At 71.7% G+C, this 21,789-nt stretch carries 18 protein-coding genes; 15 read left to right on the forward strand and 3 right to left on the reverse strand.

Annotation, left to right across the window (positions count from 1 at the left end; genetic code table 11):
- Window positions 1-156 precede the first annotated feature (156 nt).
- Complete coding sequence (locus tag AB0C38_RS43145) at window positions 157-1,089, forward strand: hypothetical protein (RefSeq protein WP_360685116.1); 933 nt, start codon at window positions 157-159, stop codon at window positions 1,087-1,089.
- On the opposite strand, the gene AB0C38_RS43150 is transcribed toward AB0C38_RS43145, so the two are convergent.
- Window positions 1,082-1,687, reverse strand: coding sequence for a TetR family transcriptional regulator (locus AB0C38_RS43150; RefSeq protein WP_360685119.1), 606 nt, complete (start codon window positions 1,685-1,687; stop codon window positions 1,082-1,084). The two genes, AB0C38_RS43145 and AB0C38_RS43150, sit on opposite strands and share 8 nt — an antisense overlap.
- A gap of 95 nt (window positions 1,688-1,782) precedes the next feature.
- Here AB0C38_RS43150 and AB0C38_RS43155 point away from each other — a divergent pair, with 95 nt between their 5' ends.
- The 9 genes from AB0C38_RS43155 to AB0C38_RS43195 all read left to right on the forward strand — a co-directional run bounded on the left by AB0C38_RS43155 (window position 1,783) and on the right by AB0C38_RS43195 (window position 9,797).
- Window positions 1,783-3,339, forward strand: coding sequence for an anthranilate synthase component I (locus AB0C38_RS43155; RefSeq protein WP_360685122.1), 1,557 nt, complete (start codon window positions 1,783-1,785; stop codon window positions 3,337-3,339).
- Window positions 3,340-3,370: 31 nt separating this feature from the next.
- Window positions 3,371-3,898, forward strand: coding sequence for a Trp biosynthesis-associated membrane protein (locus AB0C38_RS43160; protein WP_360685212.1), 528 nt, complete (start codon window positions 3,371-3,373; stop codon window positions 3,896-3,898).
- A 124-nt stretch (window positions 3,899-4,022) separates the two neighbouring features.
- On the forward strand, window positions 4,023-4,832 hold the full coding sequence (trpC, locus tag AB0C38_RS43165) for an indole-3-glycerol phosphate synthase TrpC (protein ID WP_360685125.1): 810 nt from the start codon (window positions 4,023-4,025) through the stop codon (window positions 4,830-4,832).
- Entirely contained in the window at window positions 4,829-6,040 is a 1,212-nt protein-coding gene (gene trpB / locus AB0C38_RS43170) for a tryptophan synthase subunit beta (protein WP_360685128.1), read from the forward strand. The genes trpC and trpB overlap by 4 nt, the downstream gene beginning before the upstream one ends.
- Window positions 6,037-6,828, forward strand: coding sequence for a tryptophan synthase subunit alpha (trpA, locus tag AB0C38_RS43175; protein ID WP_360685131.1), 792 nt, complete (start codon window positions 6,037-6,039; stop codon window positions 6,826-6,828). The genes trpB and trpA overlap by 4 nt, the downstream gene beginning before the upstream one ends.
- Window positions 6,829-6,861: 33 nt before the next feature.
- Window positions 6,862-7,239: a MerR family transcriptional regulator gene (locus tag AB0C38_RS43180; RefSeq protein WP_360685134.1), complete on the forward strand. Its 378-nt coding sequence runs from the start codon at window positions 6,862-6,864 to the stop codon at window positions 7,237-7,239.
- 73 nt (window positions 7,240-7,312) lie between these two features.
- Window positions 7,313-7,948 (forward strand): hypothetical protein, encoded by a 636-nt coding sequence (locus tag AB0C38_RS43185; RefSeq protein WP_360685137.1) that lies wholly within the window; start codon window positions 7,313-7,315, stop codon window positions 7,946-7,948.
- A complete protein-coding gene (locus tag AB0C38_RS43190; protein ID WP_360685139.1) occupies window positions 7,945-9,099 on the forward strand; it encodes a PrsW family intramembrane metalloprotease in 1,155 nt (384 codons plus the stop codon). The genes AB0C38_RS43185 and AB0C38_RS43190 overlap by 4 nt, the downstream gene beginning before the upstream one ends.
- A gap of 47 nt (window positions 9,100-9,146) precedes the next feature.
- Window positions 9,147-9,797 (forward strand): peptidoglycan recognition family protein, encoded by a 651-nt coding sequence (locus tag AB0C38_RS43195; RefSeq protein WP_360685141.1) that lies wholly within the window; start codon window positions 9,147-9,149, stop codon window positions 9,795-9,797.
- Here the strand turns inward: AB0C38_RS43195 and AB0C38_RS43200 are convergent.
- Window positions 9,789-11,147 carry a glutamine synthetase family protein gene (locus AB0C38_RS43200; RefSeq protein ID WP_360685144.1) on the reverse strand — a complete coding sequence of 453 codons (1,359 nt, stop codon included), beginning with the start codon at window positions 11,145-11,147 and terminating at the stop codon, window positions 9,789-9,791. The two genes, AB0C38_RS43195 and AB0C38_RS43200, sit on opposite strands and share 9 nt — an antisense overlap.
- A 62-nt stretch (window positions 11,148-11,209) precedes the next feature.
- Between AB0C38_RS43200 and AB0C38_RS43205 the strand changes: the two genes are divergently transcribed.
- The 4 genes from AB0C38_RS43205 to lgt are packed head-to-tail and all read left to right on the forward strand — an operon-like array spanning window position 11,210 to window position 16,016.
- Window positions 11,210-12,649: an APC family permease gene (locus AB0C38_RS43205; protein ID WP_360685147.1), complete on the forward strand. Its 1,440-nt coding sequence runs from the start codon at window positions 11,210-11,212 to the stop codon at window positions 12,647-12,649.
- A complete protein-coding gene (locus tag AB0C38_RS43210; protein ID WP_360685150.1) occupies window positions 12,646-13,770 on the forward strand; it encodes an amidohydrolase family protein in 1,125 nt (374 codons plus the stop codon). Before AB0C38_RS43205 ends, AB0C38_RS43210 begins: the two co-directional genes overlap by 4 nt.
- The gene (locus tag AB0C38_RS43215) at window positions 13,767-14,936 is read left to right on the forward strand and encodes an amidohydrolase (protein WP_360685153.1); all 1,170 of its coding nucleotides are present in this window, start codon (window positions 13,767-13,769) and stop codon (window positions 14,934-14,936) included. Before AB0C38_RS43210 ends, AB0C38_RS43215 begins: the two co-directional genes overlap by 4 nt.
- A gap of 15 nt (window positions 14,937-14,951) precedes the next feature.
- Window positions 14,952-16,016 carry a prolipoprotein diacylglyceryl transferase gene (lgt, locus tag AB0C38_RS43220; RefSeq protein WP_360685156.1) on the forward strand — a complete coding sequence of 355 codons (1,065 nt, stop codon included), beginning with the start codon at window positions 14,952-14,954 and terminating at the stop codon, window positions 16,014-16,016.
- A 115-nt stretch (window positions 16,017-16,131) separates the two neighbouring features.
- On the opposite strand, the gene AB0C38_RS43225 is transcribed toward lgt, so the two are convergent.
- Window positions 16,132-16,920 (reverse strand): SDR family oxidoreductase, encoded by a 789-nt coding sequence (locus AB0C38_RS43225; protein ID WP_360685159.1) that lies wholly within the window; start codon window positions 16,918-16,920, stop codon window positions 16,132-16,134.
- A gap of 311 nt (window positions 16,921-17,231) precedes the next feature.
- Here AB0C38_RS43225 and gltB point away from each other — a divergent pair, with 311 nt between their 5' ends.
- A complete protein-coding gene (gene gltB / locus AB0C38_RS43230) occupies window positions 17,232-21,785 on the forward strand; it encodes a glutamate synthase large subunit (RefSeq protein WP_360685161.1) in 4,554 nt (1,517 codons plus the stop codon).
- Window positions 21,786-21,789: the final 4 nt, after the last annotated feature.

Consider the following 21,789-nt stretch of genomic DNA (forward strand, 5'->3'; position numbering starts at 1 on the left):
AGCATACGAATTCCGTCGATTCCCCGAATGCGCGAACGGTGTCAGCGAAATGTGACGCCTGCTCACTTGCACGCACGGGAAAGCCGCCGGGTTGCCTCGTCGTCGTATGCCGTTTCTCGCAGCTTCCACGCAGGTCAACGGCCCTACCATCACTCCATGCGGGCATTCTGGGTGGTCGTCTTCGTCGTCTTTTCGCTCCTCTCCACGCTCTTCGCCGGGGCCACGGTGTACTCGCTCTTCTCCGGCGACGACGATCTGCCGGGCAACGCGATCCTCCTGGCCGGTTCCCTCGCGTTCGCCGCCCTCGGCTGGTACGCGCTGCGGCTTTTGGACCGCAGCGCGCTGGCCGCCGTCGTGGACTTCGGCCGGTGGCTGCCCGCGGCGGATCCCGCCGACGGTGACCACCCGGAACCGAACGCCCGCCTGCGCCGGGCTTCCCGCCGCGCGACGGGCTTCGTCGTGGGCTGGGGGGTGGTGCTCGTGGCCGGGTTCACCGGCGTCGCCCTGGCGGGGGCGGCCGCCGACGACCTGCTCCACACCGGCTTCCACGAGCCCGGTGTGGTCGTCAACGTGATCCACCGCGTCAAGGGCACCTCCTACATCTGGGTGCGCCACGGTGACCGGACCGACGCGATCATCTGGGAGTCGGACCGCGACTACCACGTCGGCGAGGGGGTGATCGTCAGCTACGACCCGGCCGACCCGGCGCGCGTGCGCACCGACGACGAACCGAACGAAAACCAGGTCCTGCTCGGCTTCGGCGTGGTCCCGATCCTGGCCGCCGTGTTCGGCCTCCCGTTCTCGATCGGGGCGGCGGCGAGCTGGCGGCGCCGGATCCGGGCCGTCGAGCGCACCGGGTGGCGGCGAGCCGCCGTGACCGACGCGGGAGGGGCGATGCTGCACGCGAGATTCCGCGACGGGACGGCGATCGAGCTGAGCCGCACCTCGGGGTTCCTCGCCCTGTCACCGACGGCCGGCTTGAAGAACCGGCCGGGCTGGGTCGGCGGCTGGGGCCGGTCGATGGTCGTGGGGCTCGAGAACGGCCCGCCCACCGTGGCGGTCCGCGCGACCCGGGAGCGGATCAGCTGATGTCGCCGGTGAGGTAGCGCTGCAGGTTCGGCGCCACCGCCCGCACCAGGACCTCGACCTCCTCGGTGGCGAACGGCTCGAACTTCGCCACGTACCGGATCATGCCCATGCCGACCATCTGGGACGCGCACAGCGTCATGCGCAGGGAGACGTCTCCCGAGCCGATCGAGGAGATCAGCGCGGTGAAGAACTTCTGGAAGAAGTCGCGCAGCACCTGCCCGGCCTGCTCGTGGCCGGTGATGCTGCGGATGAGCGCCACGAACACCCCGCCGCCCGCGCCGTCCCAGCGGGTGATGAAGGTGCGGACGATCCGTTCGCCGAGCTCGTCGTCCGGGCCGTCGCGGAGGATCCCGAGCAGCTCCAGGGGGTCGAACGGCAGCTTGAGCACCGCCTGGGCGAAGAGGCCCTCCTTGCCGCCGAACCAGTGGTTGACCATGGCCGCGTCGACGCCCGCGCGGGTGGCGATCGCGCGCACGGTCGCCCCGTCGTAGCCGTTCTCGGCGAACACGGCCCGCGCGGCTTCGATCAGCGCCGTGCGGGTGTCCTGGCCGGCGGGGCGCCGTCCGCGGCGTCGCGAAGTAGGCTCGGTGGTGCTCACGCCTCCATCATGACGCACGTGCCCCCTGAATTCAACACTCATTGAATTCAGGGTCTGGGAAAACCCCTCCTGGGGAGTGCAGCACAATGAGGGTCATGGTCAGCGCATCTGCCGGGTCCGGTCCCGGCTCGGTCAGCCCGTCCCGTGAGGACTTCCGTGCCCTCGCCGAGAGCCGTCGCGTCATCCCGGTCGTGCGCCGGGTCCTCGCCGACGGCGAGACGCCGATCGGGGTGTACCGCAAGCTCGCCGCCGACCGGCCGGGCACGTTCCTGTTCGAGTCCGCGGAGAACGGCGCCTCCTGGACGCGCTGGTCGTTCATCGGCGTCCGCAGCCCGGCCGCGCTCACCGTCCGCGACGGGAAGGCCGTCTGGACCGGCACCCCGCCCGTCGGCCTGCCGTCCGAGGGCAACCCGCTCAACGTGCTGCGCGAAACGATCGAAGCGTTGCACACCGAGCCGCTGCCCGGGTTGCCGCCGCTGACCGGCGGCATGGTCGGCTACATCGGCTACGACTCCGTGCGCTGGCTCGAAAAGCTGCCGGAGCTGGCCGAACGCGACCTCGACATCCCCGAGCTGACGATGCTGTTGGCCACCGACCTCGCGGCGTTCGACCACCACGAGGGCACGGTCACGCTCATCGCGAACGCCGTCAACTGGGACGACTCGCCCGAGCGCGTGGACGCGGCCTACGACGACGCCGTCGCCCGGCTGAGCGCGATGACCGAGCAGCTGCAGGTGCCCGCGCCGGCCACGATCGCCGCGTTCGAGCGGCCCGCGCCCGAGTTCACGCGCAAGCGGTCCAAGGCGGACTTCCACGCGGCGGTCGAGAAGGCCGTCGAGGCGATCAAGGCCGGTGAAGCGTTCCAGGTCGTGCCGTCGCAACGGTTCGAGATCCCCACCGCCGCCGACGCGCTCGACATCTACCGCGTGCTGCGGACGTCCAACCCGAGCCCGTACATGTACCTGCTGCGGCTCGAAGGCTTCGACATCGTCGGCTCCAGCCCCGAATCGCTCGTCACCGTGCGGGACGGCCGCGCGACCACGCACCCGATCGCGGGCACGCGCTGGCGCGGCGCCGACCCGGAGGAGGACGCGCAGCTGGCCAAGGACCTCCTGGCCGACGAGAAGGAGCGCGCCGAGCACCTGATGCTCGTCGACCTCGGCCGCAACGACCTCGGCAAGGTCTGCAAGCCGGGCACCGTGCGCGTCGTCGACTTCTTCCAGATCGAGCGCTACAGCCACGTCATGCACATCGTGTCGACCGTCACCGGTGAGCTGGCCGAGGGCAAGACGGCCTTCGACGCGGTCACCGCGTGCTTCCCGGCCGGGACGCTGTCCGGCGCGCCGAAGGTCCGCGCGATGGAGCTGATCGAAGAGCTCGAGCCGGTCCGCCGCGCGCTGTACGGCGGCGTCGTCGGCTACCTCGACTTCGCCGGCGACGCGGACACGGCGATCGCGATCCGCACGGCGCTGGTCAAGGACGGGATCGCGCACGTCCAGGCGGGCGGCGGCGTCGTCGCCGACTCGGTGCCGGACTACGAGGACACCGAGTCGCTGAACAAGGCCCGGACCGTGCTGTCGGCCGTGGCCGCCGCGCAGACGATGGTGGCGGCGGGCGCCCTCGACCCGGCCGGGGACAGCGCCCGTGTCTGAGCCGGAGCGGCCGTCCCGCCGTCCACTGTGGATGATCGTGGTCGCGCTCCTGCTCGGCGCCCTCGCGCTGTGGGGTGCGTCACGGCTGACGTGGTTCGCCGAGTTCCGCGACGCCGGCGTGCGCGGCACGGTGCTCTACCGCGAGAACGGCGAGCAGCGCGCGACGGCGCTCGTGCCGCTGGCCCTGCTCGCCCTGGCCGGCGTGGCCGGGGTCATCGCGACCGGTGGCTGGGCGCGGCGCGTGCTGGGCGTCGTGCTCGCGCTGGCGGGCGTCGCCGCGGTCTGGGCCGGGGTGGCCGGGGTCCGGTTCTCCGGCTACGCGGACGGGCTGCCCGTCACCGAGATGCTGCTGGGCCGCGGCCTGGCCGTGCTGGGGGGAATTCTCGTCGCCGCCGGCGGGTTGGCAGCCGTCAAGGGTGCCGGGACGGCCGCGCGGCTCGGGACCAGGTACGCGGCTCCGGCCACGCGCAAGAAGGCGCGTGACCCGGACGCCGAGCTGTGGGAAGCGCTGTCGGAAGGCCAGGATCCGACGGAGGTCCGGGGGAGGCATTCGGAGTAACGCGCGCACCCGGAACCGGGCGCTCCAGATGCGGGGGTTAGCATCGTTTCGGCGGGAAGGGGAAGGTTTTTGTGAGCGACCTTGCGAATGAATCCGTGAGCGCGTACCCGGGCGGGGGCGCCCGGTGACCGTGCTCGAAGACATCGTCGCCGGCGTGCGCGAGGACCTCGCGGCACGCGAGTCCGTGCTGCCGTTCGACGAGCTGAAGATCCGCGCGGCGGCCGCTCCGGCGCCCCGCGACGTGATGTCCGCGCTGCGTGAGTCCGGTATCGGCGTGATCGCCGAGGTGAAGCGGCGCAGCCCGTCCAAGGGCGACCTGGCCGACATCCCCGACCCCGCCGCGCTGGCGAAGGACTACGAAGACGGCGGCGCGCGCGTGATCAGCGTGCTCACCGAGCAGCGCCGCTTCGGCGGCTCGCTGGCCGACCTGGACGCGGTGCGCGCGGCGGTCGACACCCCGATCCTGCGCAAGGACTTCGTCGTCAGCCCCTACCAGGTGCACGAGGCCCGCCTGCACGGCGCCGACATGGTGCTGCTGATCGTCGCCGCGCTGGAGCAGAACGCGCTCGTGTCGCTGCTCGACCGCGTCGAGTCGCTCGGGATGACCGCGCTGGTGGAGATCCACAACGCCGAGGAGGCCGACAAGGCCCTCGAGGCGGGCGCCAAGGTCATCGGCGTCAACGCGCGCAACCTGCACACCCTCGAGGTGGACCGCGACGTCTTCTCGCGGCTGGCCCCCGGCCTGCCGATGGACGTCTACAAGGTCGCCGAGTCGGGTGTCCGCGGGCCGGGCGACCTGATGTCCTACGCCGGTCACGGCGCCGACGCGGTGCTGGTCGGCGAGGGGCTCGTCGCGTCGGGTGACCCGAAGGGCTCCCTGATCAAGCTGGTCACCGCCGGTTCCCACCCTGCCTGCCCGAGGCCGTCGCGGTGACGGAGGAGCGCGGCACGCACGACCCGGACGAGCGCGGCTACTACGGCCCGTACGGCGGCCGGTTCATGCCGGAGGCGCTGATCGGCGTCGTCGACGAGGTGGCGACCGAGTACGAGAAGGCCCGCCACGACCCGGAGTTCCTGAACGAGTTCAACCGCCTGCTTCGCGACTACGCGGGCCGGCCGTCGCTGCTCACCGAGGCCAAGCGCTTCGGCGAGCACGCCGGCGGCGCCCGGGTGTTCCTCAAGCGCGAGGACCTGAACCACACCGGCTCTCACAAGATCAACAACGTGCTGGGCCAGGCGCTGCTCACCCAGCGGATGGGCAAGAAGCGCGTCATCGCCGAGACCGGCGCGGGCCAGCACGGCGTCGCGACGGCCACCGCGTGCGCGCTGCTCGACCTCGACTGCGTCGTCTACATGGGCGAGGTCGACACCGAGCGCCAGGCGCTGAACGTCGCCCGCATGAAGCTGCTCGGCGCCGAGGTGATCCCGGTCAAGACCGGTTCGAGGACGCTGAAGGACGCGATCAACGAGGCCCTGCGCGACTGGGTGACCAACTCGGACACCACGCACTACCTGTTCGGCACGGCGGCCGGCCCGGCCCCGTTCCCGGCGATGGTCCGCAACTTCCACCACGTCATCGGCACGGAGGCCCGCGAGCAGATCCTCGAGCAGGCCGGCCGCCTGCCCGACGTCGTCGCGGCCTGCGTCGGCGGCGGGTCGAACGCGATCGGCATCTTCTCCGGCTTCTACGACGACCCGTCCGTGCGGCTGGTCGGCCTGGAGCCGGGCGGCGAGGGCATCGAGGGCAACCGCCACGGCGCGACGCTCACGAAGGGCACCCCGGGCAACCTGCACGGCGCGATGACGTACCTGCTGCAGGACGAGGACGGCCAGACGGTCGAGTCGCACTCGATCTCGGCCGGGCTGGACTATCCGGGCGTCGGCCCGGAGCACGCGTGGCTGAAGGACACCGGCCGCGCCGAGTACCGGCCGGTCACCGACGCCGAGGCGATGGACGCGTTCAAGCTGCTCTCGCGCACCGAAGGCATCATCCCGGCGATCGAGTCGGCGCACGCGCTGGCCGGCGCGCTGGTGCTGGGCCGCGAGCTCGGACCGGAGGGCCTGATCGTCGTCAACCTCTCCGGCCGCGGCGACAAGGACATGGACACGGCGGCGAAGTGGTTCGGGCTGGTGGACAAGTGAGCGGGCTCGACGACCTCTTCGCCACGACGCGCGCGGAAGGCCGCGGCGCCCTGATCGGGTACCTCCCGGCGGGCTTCCCGACCGTTTCCGCGTCGAAGGACCTGATCGCGGCGTGCGTCGACGGCGGCGCGGACCTCATCGAGGTCGGCGTCCCCTATTCGGACCCGGTGATGGACGGCCCGACCATCCAGGCCGCGTCGGTGACCGCGCTGGACAACGGCTTCCGGCTCAAGCACGTGTTCGAGGTCGTGGAGTCGATCTCGGCGCGCGGCGGACGCGCGGTCGTCATGACGTACTGGAACCCGGTGCACCGCTACGGCGTCGACCGCTTCGCGCGGGACCTCGCGGCGGCGGGCGGGCTCGGCCTGATCACGCCGGACCTGATCCCGGACGAGGCCGGCGAGTGGATGACGGCGTCGGAGGCCCACGGGCTGGACCGGACGTTCCTGGTGGCGCCGTCGTCGTCGGAGGAGCGGCTCGCGAAGACGGTCGCCGCGGCCTCGGGCTTCATCTACGCGACCGCGGTGATGGGCGTGACGGGCGCACGCGACCAGGTCGGCGCGGGAGCGGAGACGCTGGTCCGCCGCACGCGGGCGCACACGTCCCTGCCGATCGGCGTGGGGCTGGGCGTGCGTTCGGGCGACCAGGCGGCCCAGGTGGCCTCGTTCGCGGACGCGGTGATCGTGGGCTCGGCGCTGGTCACGGCGGCGGCCGAAGGCCCCACTGGAGTTCGCCGCCTGTCGGAGGAGCTGGCGGACGGCGTGCGCCGGGCGGTCGCCACCGCTTGACCTGGAGTGCACTCCGGGTGTCAGGCTGGGTCCGTGACCTCCTACACCCCGGCTCAGGTGACCGAAAAGACCGGTTTCACGATCGACACCCTGCGGTACTACGAGCGCATCGGACTGCTCCACCACGTCGGCCGCACCGCCGGCGGGAGGCGGGTGTTCACCGAGCAGGACGTCGAGTTCCTGCAGCTGGTGCGCTGTCTCCGGTACACGGGCATGCCGGTGGCGGAGATGCTGCGCTTCGTCGAGCTGCTGCGCTCCGGTGAGGCGACGCGCGAAGAGCGTGTCGACGTCCTGCGCGAGCACGAGGCCCGCGTCGAGGCCCAGATCGAGCGTCTGCGCGAGCACCAGGACCACATCCGGTTCAAGATCCAGCTCTACAGCGGCACGGGGGAGCTGGCCTCGACCGGCTGACCCGCCGCTCCTCCGGAGGCCCGATCCCGCTCTTCGTGTTCTGATGACGGTCACCGAAGAGAGGGGAATCCCGGTGACCGTGACCGAACCGCCGCGGGGATGGGTGCCGGTCGAGCACCGCTTCCTCGGACTCGACCGAAGGACCTTCACGCCCGCGTTGATCGCGCTCGCCGTCGCGCTGGTGCTTGCCTACGGGCTGCCGGCGGTGAACGCCGCGATCCCGTGGCACAACGAGATCCGGGCCGGCTCCCTGCTCGACCTCGGCGCCGGCGGCACCGCCGTCCCGCCGGTGGGCTGGCAGCTGGAGAACGGCACGCTGGCCGGCTCGGGGGCCGCCACCAGCCCGGCGAGCCTGGACGCCGTCCTGGCCACGGGCGGCGCGACGATCGAACTGCGCGGCGCGTCCTACCGCGGTTCCGCGGACGCCTTTCTCGACCAGGTGCGGCGTTCGGAAGGCCGCGAAGCCCCCGCGATCGACGGTGCGCGGGGCACGGTGACGACGTCGGCCGGGCTCGTCGGGGTCGCGCAGAGCACCACGGGACCGGGCGGTGACGGGCTCGACGTCGCCTTCAAGATGGCCGGTGGCGCCCAGGCCGAGGCGGCGCCCGCCCTGTTGTTCCGGGTGCGGACCGCGCCGGGCCAGTTCGAGCGGTACCGGGACGAGATCGGCGGCGTGCTGCTCAGCATCACCCCGGGAGCGGGCCGATGACCGCGCCGTCCGGGACCAAGGCGGCCCAGCTCACCGCCATCGAGCAGTCGGGCTGGGGCCTGCCGTTCCGGTTCTTCCAGCCGCACAACCTGGCGTTCTGGGTGTACCTCGCCGGGGTCGGCTCCGGCGCGCTCGCGCTGCTGCGGTACTTCGGCGCCGGCGGCACCTTCTACACCCCGGCGCTGACCGGCGGGGTGCTGCTGTTCGGGCTCTACCTGGTGCCCTGGCTGGTCCTGCTGCGCCACCAGAACCGCTTCACGGCCCAGCCGGGCGGGCTGCTGACGGCGGCGTTCGCCTGGGGCGGGCTCGCCGCGGCGTTCGGCATCGCGCTCCCGGCCAACACCGCCCTGCTGGAGATCTGGACGAAGCTCGGCGGCACCGCCTTCGCCTCGAACTGGGCCGCGGGCCTCACCGCCCCGATCGACGAGGAGTTCGCGAAGGCGCTCGGGCTGGTGCTCCTGATCGGCCTCGCGCCCCGGCTGGTCCGCAGCGTCTACGACGGGTTCATCATCGGCGCGTTCCTCGGCCTGGGCTTCCAGGTCTTCGAGGACGTGCTCTACGTCTACAACGGCGCGACCCAGAGCTTCGGCGCCGACCAGATCGGCTCGTCGCTGCAGATCTTCGTCATCCGGGGTGCGACGGGGATCGTGTCGCACGCGCTGTTCAGCGCCGTCTTCTGCGCCGGGCTGATGTGGGTGCTGGGCCGCGACCGCGCCGACCGCAACGTCGTGCGCGGCGTCCTGACCATGCTGGTGGCGATGGTGTTCCACTTCGCCTGGGACGACATGAACGGCCTCAGCGGCAACAGTGCCCTGTCCGTGGTGCTGCCGTTCGTGATCGCGGTCGTGGAGCTGACGTTCCTGTTCTACGTCCTGCGCCACGCCGCCCGGCGGGAGCGGACCTGGACGCGCGAGCTGCTCGGCCCGGAAGCCGAAGCCGGGGTCCTCGACCCGGCCCTGCTCGACGCGGTCAGCGGCCTCCGCAAGGAGCGCAAGGCCTACCGCAAGCACGTCCGCGGCCGCCGCGCCGCCCGGCACCGGACGGCGGCCGCGAGCGACCTCGCCCGGGAGATCGCCCGCGCCGGCGGCCGCGAGACGGACCGGGTCGCGCACGCTCGCGCGGAGCTCGTCCGGCTCCACCAGCGGAGCTGACGCCGGTTGTACGAAAGCTGTACGCCGCTCCGGCAAGGTCACCCCGCATGGACTTCGGACACCTCCCGCGGCGCACCTTCCTCCGCGGCGCCACCGGGCTCGCCGTCGCGGGTGCGGCGGGCTTCCTGCTGCCCCGCGCGGCCCAAGCCGCCACCGAACCCCGGATCTACAGCTGTGCCGAGTGGGGAGCCCGGCCGCCGTCCGACGCGCTCACCACCCTCGACCACCCGGCGAACCGCGTCCTCATCCACCACATCGCCAGCGCCAACAGCACCGACTACTCCCTCGCGCACGCCTTCCAGGTCGCCCGCGACGACCAGCACGACCACATGGACGACAACGGCTGGTCCGACACCGGCCAGCACTTCACCGTCAGCCGCGGCGGGTACCGGCTCGAAGGCCGCCACGGCAGCCTCGACGCGTTGCGCGGCGGCACGACCATGATCCAGGGCGCGCACTGCCCGGGTCAGAACACCAACGCCATCGGCATCGAGAACGAAGGCACCTACACGAGCGTCGAGCCGCCCGAGGCGCAGTGGGCCGCGCTGGTCGTGTTCTGCGCTTACGTCTGCCGCCAGTACGGCATCCCCGTCGAGGAGATCAAGGGCCACCACGACTACTACAACACCGAATGCCCCGGCGACCGCCTCTACGCCAAGCTTCCGCAGCTGCGCGACGAAGTGGCGGCGTCAATGTAGGTAGCGCATGAGCGCGCACAGCTCGTCCGGTGGCAGCAAACCGAGCCGAGCGATCTCGCCGCGGCGCACGTCCATCACCGTCGTCGCGAGCTCCGCGCCGAACGCCGACGTCAACGCGTCGTCCGCTTCGAACGCCGTCACCGCGTCCGCCAGGGAAGTCGGCAGCCGCGTCGCGGAAGGCAGCGTCCCCGGGTCGACGTCGACCGGCTCCGGCAGCGACTCCTTCACGTCCAGGCCGGCGAGGCCCGCGAACAGCAGCGCCGCCACCACCAGGTACGGGTTCGCGGTCAGGTCGAAGCACTTGACCTCGAAGTTCGCCGCCCGGTCGCGCTGCCCGGCCGGGCCCCGCACCAGCCGCAGCGGCGCCTCGCGGTTCTCCAGGCCCCACACCGAAAACACGCCGGCCCAGTGGTGCGGCTCCAGTCGCAGGTAGCTGACCACCGACGGCGCGCCGATCGCCAGCAGCGCCGGCAGCCGCGAGAAGATCCCGGCGCCGAACGCCTCCGCCGTCGGCGTCAGGCCGAACCGGCCGTCACCGCCGGCGCAGAGGTTCCGGTCGCCGTCCCAGAGGCTCAGGTGGACGTGGCCGCCGTTGCCCACGCCGGCCGGCGAGAACTTCGGGGTGAACGACGCCCGCAGTCCGTGCCGCTCGCTCACCATCCGGATCGTCTCGCGCGTCAGCACCGCGACGTCGGCCGCGCGCACCGGGTCGTCCGGGGCGACCGACAGCTCGAACTGCCCGGCCGCGTATTCGGGGTGGATCTGTTCCACCGCCACGCCCTGGGCGGACAAAGTGGACACCAGCGCGCGCAGGTAGTCCGCCTGGGCGGAAAGCCGCGCGAAGCCGTAGGCCGGGCCCGCCGTGGCCGAGCGCGGGTCGTCCGGCGCGTCCGCCGCCGTGAGCACCCACTCGATCTCGAAGGCGGTCCGCACGGTGTAGCCCAGCGACGTGAGCCGGGCCGTCGCGGTCGCGGCCAGCGCCCGCGCGTCCTGCGGGTGCGGCTCGCCCTCCTGGTCGTACCGCCGGACCGGCGCCCACGCCCAGCCGGGCTGCGCGGCCAGCGGCACGAGCGCGTCGAGGTCCGGGTGCAGCCGCAGGTCGCCGACCGGGCCACGCGAATAGGCACCGTCGACGATCTCGTCGGTCGCCAGGAAGAAGTCGAACGAGTTCGACGCGCCCACACCCCAGGCCGCCGCCGACCACAGCCGGTCCACCGGGACGGCCTTGACCCGCGCGATACCGCTGTTGTCCACGAAGGTCAGAGCGACGAGCTCGACACCGGCCGCACGCAGGCCGTCGGCCCGGAGCGCGCCCTGCTGTGCGAGTTCTGCCCGGTCGAGCTGGCTCATCCTGCTCCCGTCGATGTTCACTGAGTACCTTGAGCTGCACTTCGAAAAGCGAGGTGGAGATCGTGTCAGACACCGTCGAAACCCGTCCAGGGCTGCGCCGTTCCCTCTCCGTCTGGCAGGCCGTCGGCCTGTCCGTGGCGTTGATGGCTCCCAGCATGGCCGCAAACATCAACCCCCAGCAGACCGCGTCCGCCGCCGGCCGCGCCGTCCCGCTCGCCTTCCTGCTCTCGGCGGTCGGCGTCCTGCTGGTCGCGTACGGCTTCGTCAAGCTCTGCCGGTATTACCAGCACGCCGGCTCGGTGTACGCGTTCGTCGGCGCGACGCTCGGCCCGCGCGCCGGCGTCGTCTCCGGCATCGGCCTCCTCGGCACGTACACGTTCTACGCCGTCGTCACGAGCTCGGCCGCGGGCACGCTCGGCACCGCTTTCCTCACCCAGGCCGGGATCTGGCCGAACCCGCCGTCCTGGGGGCCGTTCGTGCTGACGGCGGTCGCGCTGATCGGCGCCTGGCTGCTGTCCGTGGTGCCCGCGCGCCGCGGCACGAGCACGCTGCTCGCCGTCGAAGGCGCGACCATCGCGGTGATCCTGCTGGTCACGGTGGTGATCCTGGTCCGGCTGGTCGCCGGGAACGCGCCGGACGACGCGCGGTTCACCCTCGACGTCTTCACCTTCACCCCCGAGACCGGGCTGTCCGGGGTGTTCCTCGGCGCGGTGTTCGGCTTCCTGTCCTTCGCCGGGTTCGAAGCCGCCGCGACGCTCGGCGAGGAGACCCACGACCCGAAGCGCAACATCCCGCGCGCGATCCTCGGCACGGCGATCTTCGGCGGCGGCTACTTCGTCGTCGTCACCGCGGTCGAGATGATGGCGTTCGGCACGGACGCGACGGCGTTCCACGACTCGCCGTCCCTGCTCGGCGACCTCGGCAGCCGCTACGCGGGCGCGTGGGTCGGCGACGTCATCAGCGTCGGCGCCGCGATCAGCGCGTTCGGCTGCTGCCTGGCCTGCGTCGTCGGCGGCTCGCGGCTGCTGTTCGCCCTCGGACGCGACGCCTACGGCGGCCGCGGCATCGGCCGGACGTCCAGCCGGGGGACGCCGGTTGCCGCGGTGAGCGTGGTGACCGGCGCAGCGGTGCTCATCATCTTGGTCTGCGCCCTGTTCTTCGGCGCGACGGCGTCGGACACCTTCGCGTGGTCAGGGTCGATCGGCACGTTGATCTTGCTGGTGATCTACCTGCTCACGACGGTCGGCGCGATCCTGCTGCTGTTCGTGAAGCGCCGGATGCGCGTGCCGGTGTGGCACCTCGTGTTCCCGATCGGCGCGCTCGCCGTCCTGGGTTACACCGTGTACGTCAACGTCGTGCCGTACCCGGCCGAAGGCCCGGCGCGGTGGTTCCCCGTGGTGGCCGCGGCCGTGCTGCTGCTCGCGGTGATCTTGGTGCTGTCCGCGCCGGGCTTCGCTCGTAGGGTGGGGGAAAGGCTGGCCGACGTGGACGGAGGCGCATGACCGGTTTGCTCCCGTTCGTCGCGGACCTGCCGCTGGTGGACCACCACTGCCACGGCGTCACCACCGGGGACGTGGCCCGCGCCGGCTTCGAGGCGATGCTGACCGAGGCGGACACGACGTCGCCGCTGGGCACGAGCCTGTTCGACTCGCTGATCGGGCTGGCCGTGCGCGCACGCTGCGCGCCGGTGCTCGACCTGCCGAAGCACGCCTCGGCCGACGTCTACCTCGAACGCCGGGCCGAGCTGGGCGCGGCCGAGGTGGCGCGGCGGTTCCTGCGCGCCACCGGCACCACCGACTTCCTGCTGGACGGCGGGTTCCTGCCGGACTCGCTGACCACGACCGGGGAGTTCGCGCAGCTGGCGGGCACCCGCGCGCACGACGTCGTCCGGCTGGAACAGGTCGCCGAGCAGGTGATCCGCGGAAGCACCGCGGCCGGTTTCGCCGCGGACTTCGTCGCCGAGCTGGGGAAACGGGCCGAGACCGCCGTCGGGTTCAAGTCGATCGCGGCCTACCGCGTCGGCCTCGAACTGGCGGGGGAGCGGCCGTCGCCCTCCGAGGTCCAAGCCGCCGCGGGACGCTGGCTGCGCGGCGGAAACGGCCGGCTCGCCGACGAGGTCCTGCACCGGTTCCTGGTGTTCGTCGGCCTGGACCTCGGCCTGCCGGTGCAGTTCCACGTCGGGTACGGCGACTCCGACGTCGATTTACACCGGTGCGACCCGCTGCGGCTCACCGGCTTGCTGCGGGCCACGCGCGACCGCGGCGTGCCGATCCTGCTGCTGCACAACTACCCGTTCCACCGCAACGCCGCCTACCTCGCGCAGGTCTTCGAGCACGTCTTCGTCGACGTCGGCCTCGCCACCCACAACGCGGGCTTCCGCGCGCCGGCGATCCTGGCCGAGCTGCTGGAGATCGCGCCCTTCGGGAAGGTCCTCTTCTCCACCGACGCCTTCGGCCTGGCCGAGCTGTACCACCTGGGCACGGCGCTGTTCCGCCAGGGACTTTCGGACTTCCTGCGCGCCGCGCTGGACGCCGGCGCGATGTCCGAAGTGGACGCCGTCCGGCTGTGTGCTTTGGTGGGACACGAGAACGCGAAGAGGATCTACCGCTTGGAGCACGTGTGAACGACCTGTGGGACCGGTGGACGCGCGCGATCGAGGACGAGCTGCCCGCCGCGATCGAGCTCCGGCACGAGGTGCACGCCGACCCGCGCGGCTCCGGCGACGAGGAGGACACCGCCCGGCTGGTGGCCGCCGCGCTCGGCGCCGGCGACGGCACGCGGGTCGCCAAGACCGGCCGCGCGATCCCGCTGCCCGGCGGGGACGGCCCGGTTGTGGCGCTGCGGGCGGAGCTCGACGCCCTGCCGGTGCTGGAGGGCACCGGCGTGCCGTGGGCGTCGGGCAACGACCTGATGCACGCGTGCGGCCACGACGTCCACCTCGCCGCGCTGGTCGCGGTCGGCCGCGCGGCGGTGCGCGTCGGCGTCCCGCGGCCGATCCTGGCGTTGCTGCAGCCGCGGGAGGAAACGTCGCCGCCCGGCGCGCTCGACGTCGTCGAGTCCGGCGTGCTGGCCGAGGCCGGGGTGGACGCCGTGATCGGGGCGCACGTCCAGCCGCGGATCGCGGACGGCGTGGTGTCGGCGGTGCCGGGCCCGGTGAACGCGTCGACCGACGAGTTCGAGGTGACGATGCGCGGCCAGGGCGGTCACGCCGGCTACCCGCACCTGCTGCGCGACCCGATCCTGGCGCTCTCGCAGCTGGTCGTGAGCCTGCAGCAGCTGGCGTCGCGGCGGATCGACCCGGTGTTCGGCGCGGTCTGCTCGATCGGCCGGATCCAGGGCGGCGCCGCGGCCAACGTCGTCCCGACCAGCGCGAGCGCTTTCGGCTCGCTGCGCCTGATGCGGGAGAAGGACCGTGAGCGCGCGCTGGAGGCGCTCGGGGAGATCGTGCACGGCACGGCGCAGGCCCACGGCTGCACCGCCGAGCTGGAGATCAGCCCGTGCGAGCCGGTGCTGGCCAACGACCCGGCGCTCGCGGCGGGCGCGCGGCGCTGGTTGAGCCGCAGTGGCTTCACCGTCGACGACCAGTTCCGCTCGTTCGGCGCCGACGACTTCGCCCACTACTGCGGCGGTGGGACGCGGGGTCTGATGCTGTTCGTCGGCCTCGGCGACACCGCGGGCGTCCCCAGCCTCCACGACGACCGGTTCCTCCCGCGCGACCAGGCTGTCGTCCGAGTGGCGCACGCGCTGGTGGCGGGCTACCTGGCCGCTGTGGATGTGGCGGCGGGCTAGCGCTACGGTGGCCCGGTGATTTCCGCCTACCTCGCGACGATCCCCAGCCCCGACCGCGGGGTGTGGCACCTGGGACCGATCCCGATCCGTGCGTACGCCCTGTGCATCATCGCCGGCATCATCGTGGCGATCTGGTGGGGGGAGCGGCGCTGGGCCGCCCGTGGTGGCACCAAGGGCACGATCATCGACATGGCCGTGTTCGCCGTGCCGTTCGGCCTGGTCGGCGGCCGGTTGTACCACGTGATCACCGACCCCGAGCTGTACTTCACCGAGGGCAAGAACCCCTGGAACGCGTTCGCGATCTGGGACGGCGGCCTCGGCATCTGGGGCGCCATCGCCCTCGGCGCGGTGGGTGCGCTCATCGCGTGCCGCCGCAAGGGCGTCCCGCTGCCGGCGATGGCGGACGCGATCGCCCCGGGCATCGTCGTCGCGCAGGCCATCGGCCGCATCGGCAACTACTTCAACCAGGAGTTGTACGGCGCGCACACGGACCTGCCGTGGGGCCTGGAGGTCTACCAGCGCTTCAACCCGGAGGACCCGGACAACCTGCTGAACGGCGTCGCGACGGGGCACATCCCGCTGCCGGAGAGCCCGGTCCACCCGACGTTCCTGTACGAGCTGATCTGGAACCTGCTGGTCGCGCTGCTGGTGGTGTGGGCGGACCGCAAGTTCAAGCTCGGCCACGGGCGCGCGTTCGCGCTGTACGTCGCGGGTTACACGGTCGGTCGCGGCTGGATCGAGATGATGCGGACCGACACCGCGAACCACATCCTCGGCCTGCGGGTGAACGTGTGGACGTCGATCCTGCTGTTCATCGCGGCGGTGGTGTACTTCGTGCTCGCCGGCAAGCGGGGGCCGCGGGAGGCGCCGGAGCTGCTGCGAAGCAAGGACGCTCCTGGTCCCGATGAGGTCCCGGCTTCCGAGGACTCTGCGGATTCTCCGGCTTCGGCCTCGGCTTCGGAGGAGGAGCCGGAGCCGGGGCACGCGAAGGTGGCGGCCGATGTCCCGGCGGAGAAGTCCGCGGAGGACGCGCCTGCACCGGCCTCGGCCGAGGAGCCGAAGAAGACCGACGAGAGCTGACCGCTCAAGCTTTCCGAAGGCCATCACCGGGACACCCCGGGGGTGGCCTTCGGTGCTTTCCGGGGCTGAGCAGCCCCCGTTTTCCACGCTACCCGGGGCTACCGACAGTTCCGGGTCACGAAAGGTCGGGCAGGCCCAGTTCCAGGTTCGGCGTCTGCAAACCGCCGTCGACCTCGAGGATCTTGCCCGTGATGTACCCGCCGGCGCGCGAGGCCAGGAACACCACCGTCGCCGCGATGTCCTCCGGCTCGCCGATCCTGCCCAGCGGTGTCGCCGACTCCATCTTCTCCTTCAGCTCCGGGTTGCCGACCACGATCTCCAGCGCCGACGTCGCCACCGAACCCACCGAGATCGCGTTCACCCGCACCCTCGGCGCGAGGTCCGCCGCCGCCAGGCGGGTGTAGTGGGCCAGGGCCGCCTTCGCCGTTCCGTACGCCGCGAAGCCGCGGCCGGACAGCCGGCCCATCACCGACGAGATGTTGACGATCGAGCCGCCCGTCTTCACCAGCGAGGGCGCCGCCGCCACGGTCAGCGCGTGCGCGGTCGCCACGTTGAAGCGGAACGCTTCCTCCATGAAGTCGACCGAAGACTCCAGCAGGGGACGCGGATACGTGCCGCCGACGTTGTTGACCACCAGGTCGAGCCGGCCGAACTCCGACACCGCCGCCGACGCCAGTGCCGCCGCGGCGTCCGGCGAGGACAGGTCCACCGCCACCACGTGAGCGCGGCGGCCCGCGGCGGAAACCCGCGAGGCGACCTCGGCGAGCTGGGATTCGGTGCGGGAGGCGATGACCACGTCGGCGCCCGCTTCGGCGAGGGCCACGGCGGTGGCCGCGCCGATCCCTCGGCCGGCGCCCGTGATCACCGCGACCTGGTCGGAGAGCCGGAACCGGTCGAGGATCATGCGCGAAACGGTAACACGTTCTAGTGACTGGGGACACAGGTTCAGTGAGCCGCGTCGGGCCCGTCACGTTAGGCTTGACGGGAGTTTCCGGGCCGTATACTTAGCAGAGCGAACTACCGGGAACTCATCAGGAACTACGTCGTTCCGCGCAGCCAGATCGTTACCGTCCGACGTCGCTCGGGGCGCTCTGAACGGGTGCTGGCATGTTTCCCAGGTGTTAAAGTCGCGCTAACAAGCGGGCCATCGTCGTCCCGTGCGCTCCCGGCCGGTAGCCCGGCCCCGCACGACAAGACGACGAAGGAGGTCCCTTCATGATCTTCTCCGCCATTCCCGGCAAACAGGGTCTCTACGACCCGGAGACCGAACAGGACTCCTGCGGTGTGGCCATGGTGGCCGACATCCGCGGGCGCCGTTCCCACGGAATCGTCACCGACGGCCTGGCCGCGTTGACCAACCTCGACCACCGCGGCGCCGCCGGCGCCGAGCCGACCAGCGGCGACGGCGCCGGCATTCTGTTGCAGCTGCCCGATACGCTGCTGCGCGCCGAAGCCGGCTTCGCGCTTCCCGAACCCGACGAGCACGGCCACCACGCCTACGCCGCCGGCATCGCGTTCCTGCCCGAAGACGCCGAGCAGCGCCGCAAGGCCGTCGAGCTGGCCGGACGCATCGCCGTCGAAGAGGGCCTGGAGGTCCTCGGCTGGCGTGAGGTCCCGGTGGACGCCGACCGCGCGGACATCGGCCCGACCGCCCGCTCGGTCATGCCGCACTTCGCCATGCTTTTCGTGGCGGCGGAAGGAAAAGCGGGCCTCGAGCTCGACCGCCTGGCCTTCTGCCTGCGCAAGCGCGTCGAGCACGAAAGCGCGAACTCCGGCTGTGGCACGTACTTCCCGTCGCTGTCTTCGCGGACGATCGTCTACAAAGGCATGGTGACGCCGGAGCAGCTGCCCGCGTTCTTCGCCGACCTGCGTGACGAGCGGCTGGAAAGCGCCATCGCGCTGGTGCACTCCCGCTTCTCCACCAACACCTTCCCGTCGTGGCCCCTGGCCCACCCGTTCCGGTTCGTGGCCCACAACGGCGAGATCAACACCATCCGCGGCAATCGCAACCGCATGCGGGCCCGCGAGGCGCTGCTGGAGTCCGAAGTCCTCGAGGGCGACCTGTCCCGGCTGTTCCCGATCTGCTCGCCGGACGCGTCCGACTCGGCGTCCTTCGACGAGGTCCTGGAGCTGCTGCACCTGGGCGGCCGGTCGCTGCCGCACGCCGTGCTGATGATGATCCCGGAGGCGTGGGAGAACCACGCCACCATGAAGCCCGAGCGGCGCGCTTTCTACCAGTTCCACGCGAGTCTCATGGAACCGTGGGACGGCCCGGCCTGCGTCACCTTCACCGACGGCAGCCTGGTCGGCGCGGTCCTCGACCGCAACGGCCTGCGCCCGGCGCGGTGGTGGCGCACGGCCGACGACCGCGTCGTGCTCGCCAGTGAGGCGGGCGTCCTGGACGTCGCCCCGAAGGACGTCGTCGCGAAAGGACGGCTCAAGCCCGGCCGGATGTTCCTGGTGGACACCGAGGCCGGCCGGATCGTGGACGACGAAGAGGTCAAGTCCGAGCTGGGCAAGGACCTGCCGTACGAGGGCTGGCTGCACGCCGGCCTGCTGAAGCTCGCCGAGCTGCCCGACCGCGACCACGTCGTGCAGAGCCACGACTCGGTGCTGCGCCGCCAGCTTTCCTTCGGCTACACCGAAGAAGAGCTGAAGATCCTGCTCGCGCCGATGGCCGAGAAGGGCGCCGAGCCGATCGGCTCGATGGGCACCGACACCCCGCCCGCGGTGCTGTCGCAGCGATCCCGGCTGCTCTACGACTACTTCAAGCAGGGCTTCGCCCAGGTCACCAACCCGCCGCTGGACGCGATCCGCGAAGAGCTCGTCACGTGCATGGCGCGGATCATGGGCCCGGAGCGTAACCTCCTGGCCCCCGGGCCGGCGTCGTGCCGCCACCTCAAGCTGCCGTACCCGGTCATCGACAACGACGAGCTCGCCAAGCTCATCCACGTCAACGACGACGGCGACCTCCCGGGCTTCGCGTGCAGCGTCCTTTCCGGACTGTACGAAGTGGACGGCGGCGCCGAGGCGCTGGCCGGCGCGATCGAGCGGGTGCGCCGTGAGGCGTCCGAAGCGATCGCGGCCGGCGCGCGCACGCTGGTGCTGTCCGATCGCGACTCCGACCACCGGATGGCGCCGATCCCGTCGCTGCTGCTGGTTTCCGCGGTGCACCACCACCTGGTCCGCACGAAGGAACGCCTGCGCGTCGCGCTCGTCGTCGAATCCGGGGACGCGCGCGAGGTGCACCACATCGCATTGCTGCTCGGCTACGGCGCCGCGGCCGTGAACCCGTACCTGGCCTTCGAGACCATCGAGGACATGATCGGCCAGGGCGCGGTCACCGGCATCGAAGCCGCCAAGGCGATCCGCAACTACGTGCAGGCGCTGGTCAAGGGCGTCCTGAAGATCATGTCCAAGATGGGCATCTCGACGGTCGGCGCGTACACCGCCGCCCAGGTCTTCGAATCCCTCGGCCTGGCCCAGGACCTGCTCGACGAGTACTTCACCGGGACGTCGTCGAAGCTCGGCGGCGTCGGTCTCGAGGTGCTCGCCGAAGAGGTCGCCGTCCGGCACCGCCGCGCCTACCCGGACAACCCGACCGAGCGCGTCCACCGTGGACTCGACACCGGCGGCGAGTACGCCTACCGCCGCGAGGGCGAGCTGCACCTGTTCACGCCGGAGACGGTGTTCCTGCTGCAGCACGCGTCCAAGACCGGGCGTGAAGAGGTGTACCGCAAGTACACCGACGAGGTGCACCGCCTCTACCGCGAGGGCGGCACGCTGCGCGGGCTGTTCGCCTTCCGCAACGGCGTCCGCGAGCCCGTGCCGCTCGACGAGGTCGAGCCCGCGGAAGCGATCTTCAAGCGCTTCAACACGGGCGCGATGTCGTACGGCTCGATCTCCGCCGAGGCGCACGAAACCCTGGCCATCGCGATGAACCGGCTCGGCGGCCGGTCCAACACGGGTGAGGGCGGCGAAGACCCCGAGCGGCTCTACGACCCCGAGCGGCGCAGCGCGATCAAGCAGGTCGCCAGTGGCCGGTTCGGCGTCACGAGCGAGTACCTCGTCAACGCCGACGACATCCAGATCAAGATGGCGCAGGGTGCGAAGCCCGGCGAGGGCGGCCAGCTGCCGCCGAACAAGGTGTACCCGTGGATCGCGCGGACCCGGCACTCGACGCCGGGCGTGGGCCTCATTTCGCCGCCGCCGCACCACGACATCTACTCCATCGAAGACCTGGCCCAGCTGATCCACGACCTCAAGAACGCCAACGAGCACGCCCGCGTCCACGTGAAGCTGGTGTCCTCGCTCGGGGTCGGCACGGTCGCGGCGGGCGTGTCCAAGGCGCACGCCGACGTCGTGCTCATCTCGGGCCACGACGGTGGCACCGGCGCGTCCCCGATGAACTCGCTCAAGCACGCCGGCACGCCGTGGGAGATCGGCCTCGCCGAGACCCAGCAGACGTTGCTGCTCAACGGGTTGCGCGACCGGATCACCGTGCAGGTGGACGGCGCCATGAAGACCGGGCGCGACGTCGTCATCGCGGCGCTGCTCGGCGCCGAGGAGTACGGCTTCGCGACGGCCCCCCTCGTCGTCGCGGGCTGCATCATGATGCGCGTCTGCCACCTCGACACCTGCCCGGTCGGCGTCGCCACGCAGAGCCCCGAGCTCCGCAAGCGCTACACCGGCCAGGTCGAGCACGTGGTGAACTTCTTCAAGTTCATCGCCCAGGAAGTCCGGGAAACCCTGGCGGCGCTGGGCTTCCGGACGCTCGACGAAGCGATCGGGCACGCCGAGCTGCTGAACACCGACGAGGCCGTCCACCACTGGAAGGCGTCCGGGCTGGACCTGGCGCCGATCTTCGAGATGCCTGCGGAGACCCCGTACGGCGGCGCGAAGCGGCGCACCCGCGGCCAGGACCACGGCCTCGAGCACGCCCTGGACCGCACGCTCATCCAGCTCGCCGAGGCGGCCCTGGAAGACGCGCACCCGGTGCGGCTCGAACTCCCGGTGCGCAACGTGAACCGGACCGTCGGCACGCTGCTCGGGTCGGAGATCACCCGCCGCTACGGCGGTGACGGCCTGCCGGAGGGCACGATCCACGTGCTGCTCACCGGGTCCGCGGGTCAGTCGCTCGGCGCGTTCCTGCCGCGTGGCATCACCCTCGACATGGTCGGCGACGCGAACGACTACGTCGGCAAGGGCCTGTCCGGCGGGCGGATCATCGTCCGGCCGGACCCGGAGGCGTCCTTCGCGGCCGAGGCCCAGACGATCGCGGGCAACACGATCGCCTACGGCGCGACCGGCGGCGAGCTCTTCCTGCGCGGTCAGGTCGGCGAACGCTTCTGCGTCCGCAACTCCGGCGCCACCGTCGTCGCCGAGGGCGTCGGCGACCACGCCTTCGAGTACATGACCGGCGGCCGCGCGGTGGTGCTCGGCCCGACCGGGCGGAACCTGGCGGCCGGCATGTCCGGCGGCATGGCGTTCGTGCTCGACGTCGACCGCAAGAAGGTCAACCAGGACATGGTGGACCTGCTCAAGCCGACCGCGGACGACCTGGCCTGGCTGAAGAAAACCGTGCAACAGCACTACGATCTCACCCGCTCCGCGGTGGCCGCGTCGCTGCTCGGCGACTGGGGCCGCCGCTCCGTGGCGTTCACCAAGGTGATGCCGCGTGACTACCAGCGGGTCCTGGACGCGGCGAAGGCGGCGAAGGCCGCCGGCCGCGACGTCGACGAGGCGATCATGGAGGCAGCTCGTGGCTGACAAT

The organism is Amycolatopsis sp. NPDC048633, from assembly GCF_040650695.1.
Taxonomy (GTDB): domain Bacteria; phylum Actinomycetota; class Actinomycetes; order Mycobacteriales; family Pseudonocardiaceae; genus Amycolatopsis.

Excerpts from the sequence above, each read along its gene's own strand:
- AB0C38_RS43145 (WP_360685116.1), top strand. The coding sequence starts at position 157 with ATGCGGGCATTCTGGGTGGTCGTCTTCGTCGTCTTTTCGCTCCTCTCC.
- AB0C38_RS43155 (WP_360685122.1), top strand. The coding sequence starts at position 1,783 with ATGGTCAGCGCATCTGCCGGGTCCGGTCCCGGCTCGGTCAGCCCGTCC.
- AB0C38_RS43160 (WP_360685212.1), top strand. The coding sequence starts at position 3,371 with ATGATCGTGGTCGCGCTCCTGCTCGGCGCCCTCGCGCTGTGGGGTGCG.
- AB0C38_RS43190 (WP_360685139.1), top strand. The coding sequence starts at position 7,945 with ATGACCGCGCCGTCCGGGACCAAGGCGGCCCAGCTCACCGCCATCGAG.
- AB0C38_RS43195 (WP_360685141.1), top strand. The coding sequence starts at position 9,147 with ATGGACTTCGGACACCTCCCGCGGCGCACCTTCCTCCGCGGCGCCACC.
- AB0C38_RS43200 (WP_360685144.1), bottom strand. The coding sequence starts at position 11,147 with ATGAGCCAGCTCGACCGGGCAGAACTCGCACAGCAGGGCGCGCTCCGG.
- AB0C38_RS43210 (WP_360685150.1), top strand. The coding sequence starts at position 12,646 with ATGACCGGTTTGCTCCCGTTCGTCGCGGACCTGCCGCTGGTGGACCAC.
- AB0C38_RS43225 (WP_360685159.1), bottom strand. The coding sequence starts at position 16,920 with ATGATCCTCGACCGGTTCCGGCTCTCCGACCAGGTCGCGGTGATCACG.
- gltB (WP_360685161.1), top strand. The coding sequence starts at position 17,232 with ATGATCTTCTCCGCCATTCCCGGCAAACAGGGTCTCTACGACCCGGAG.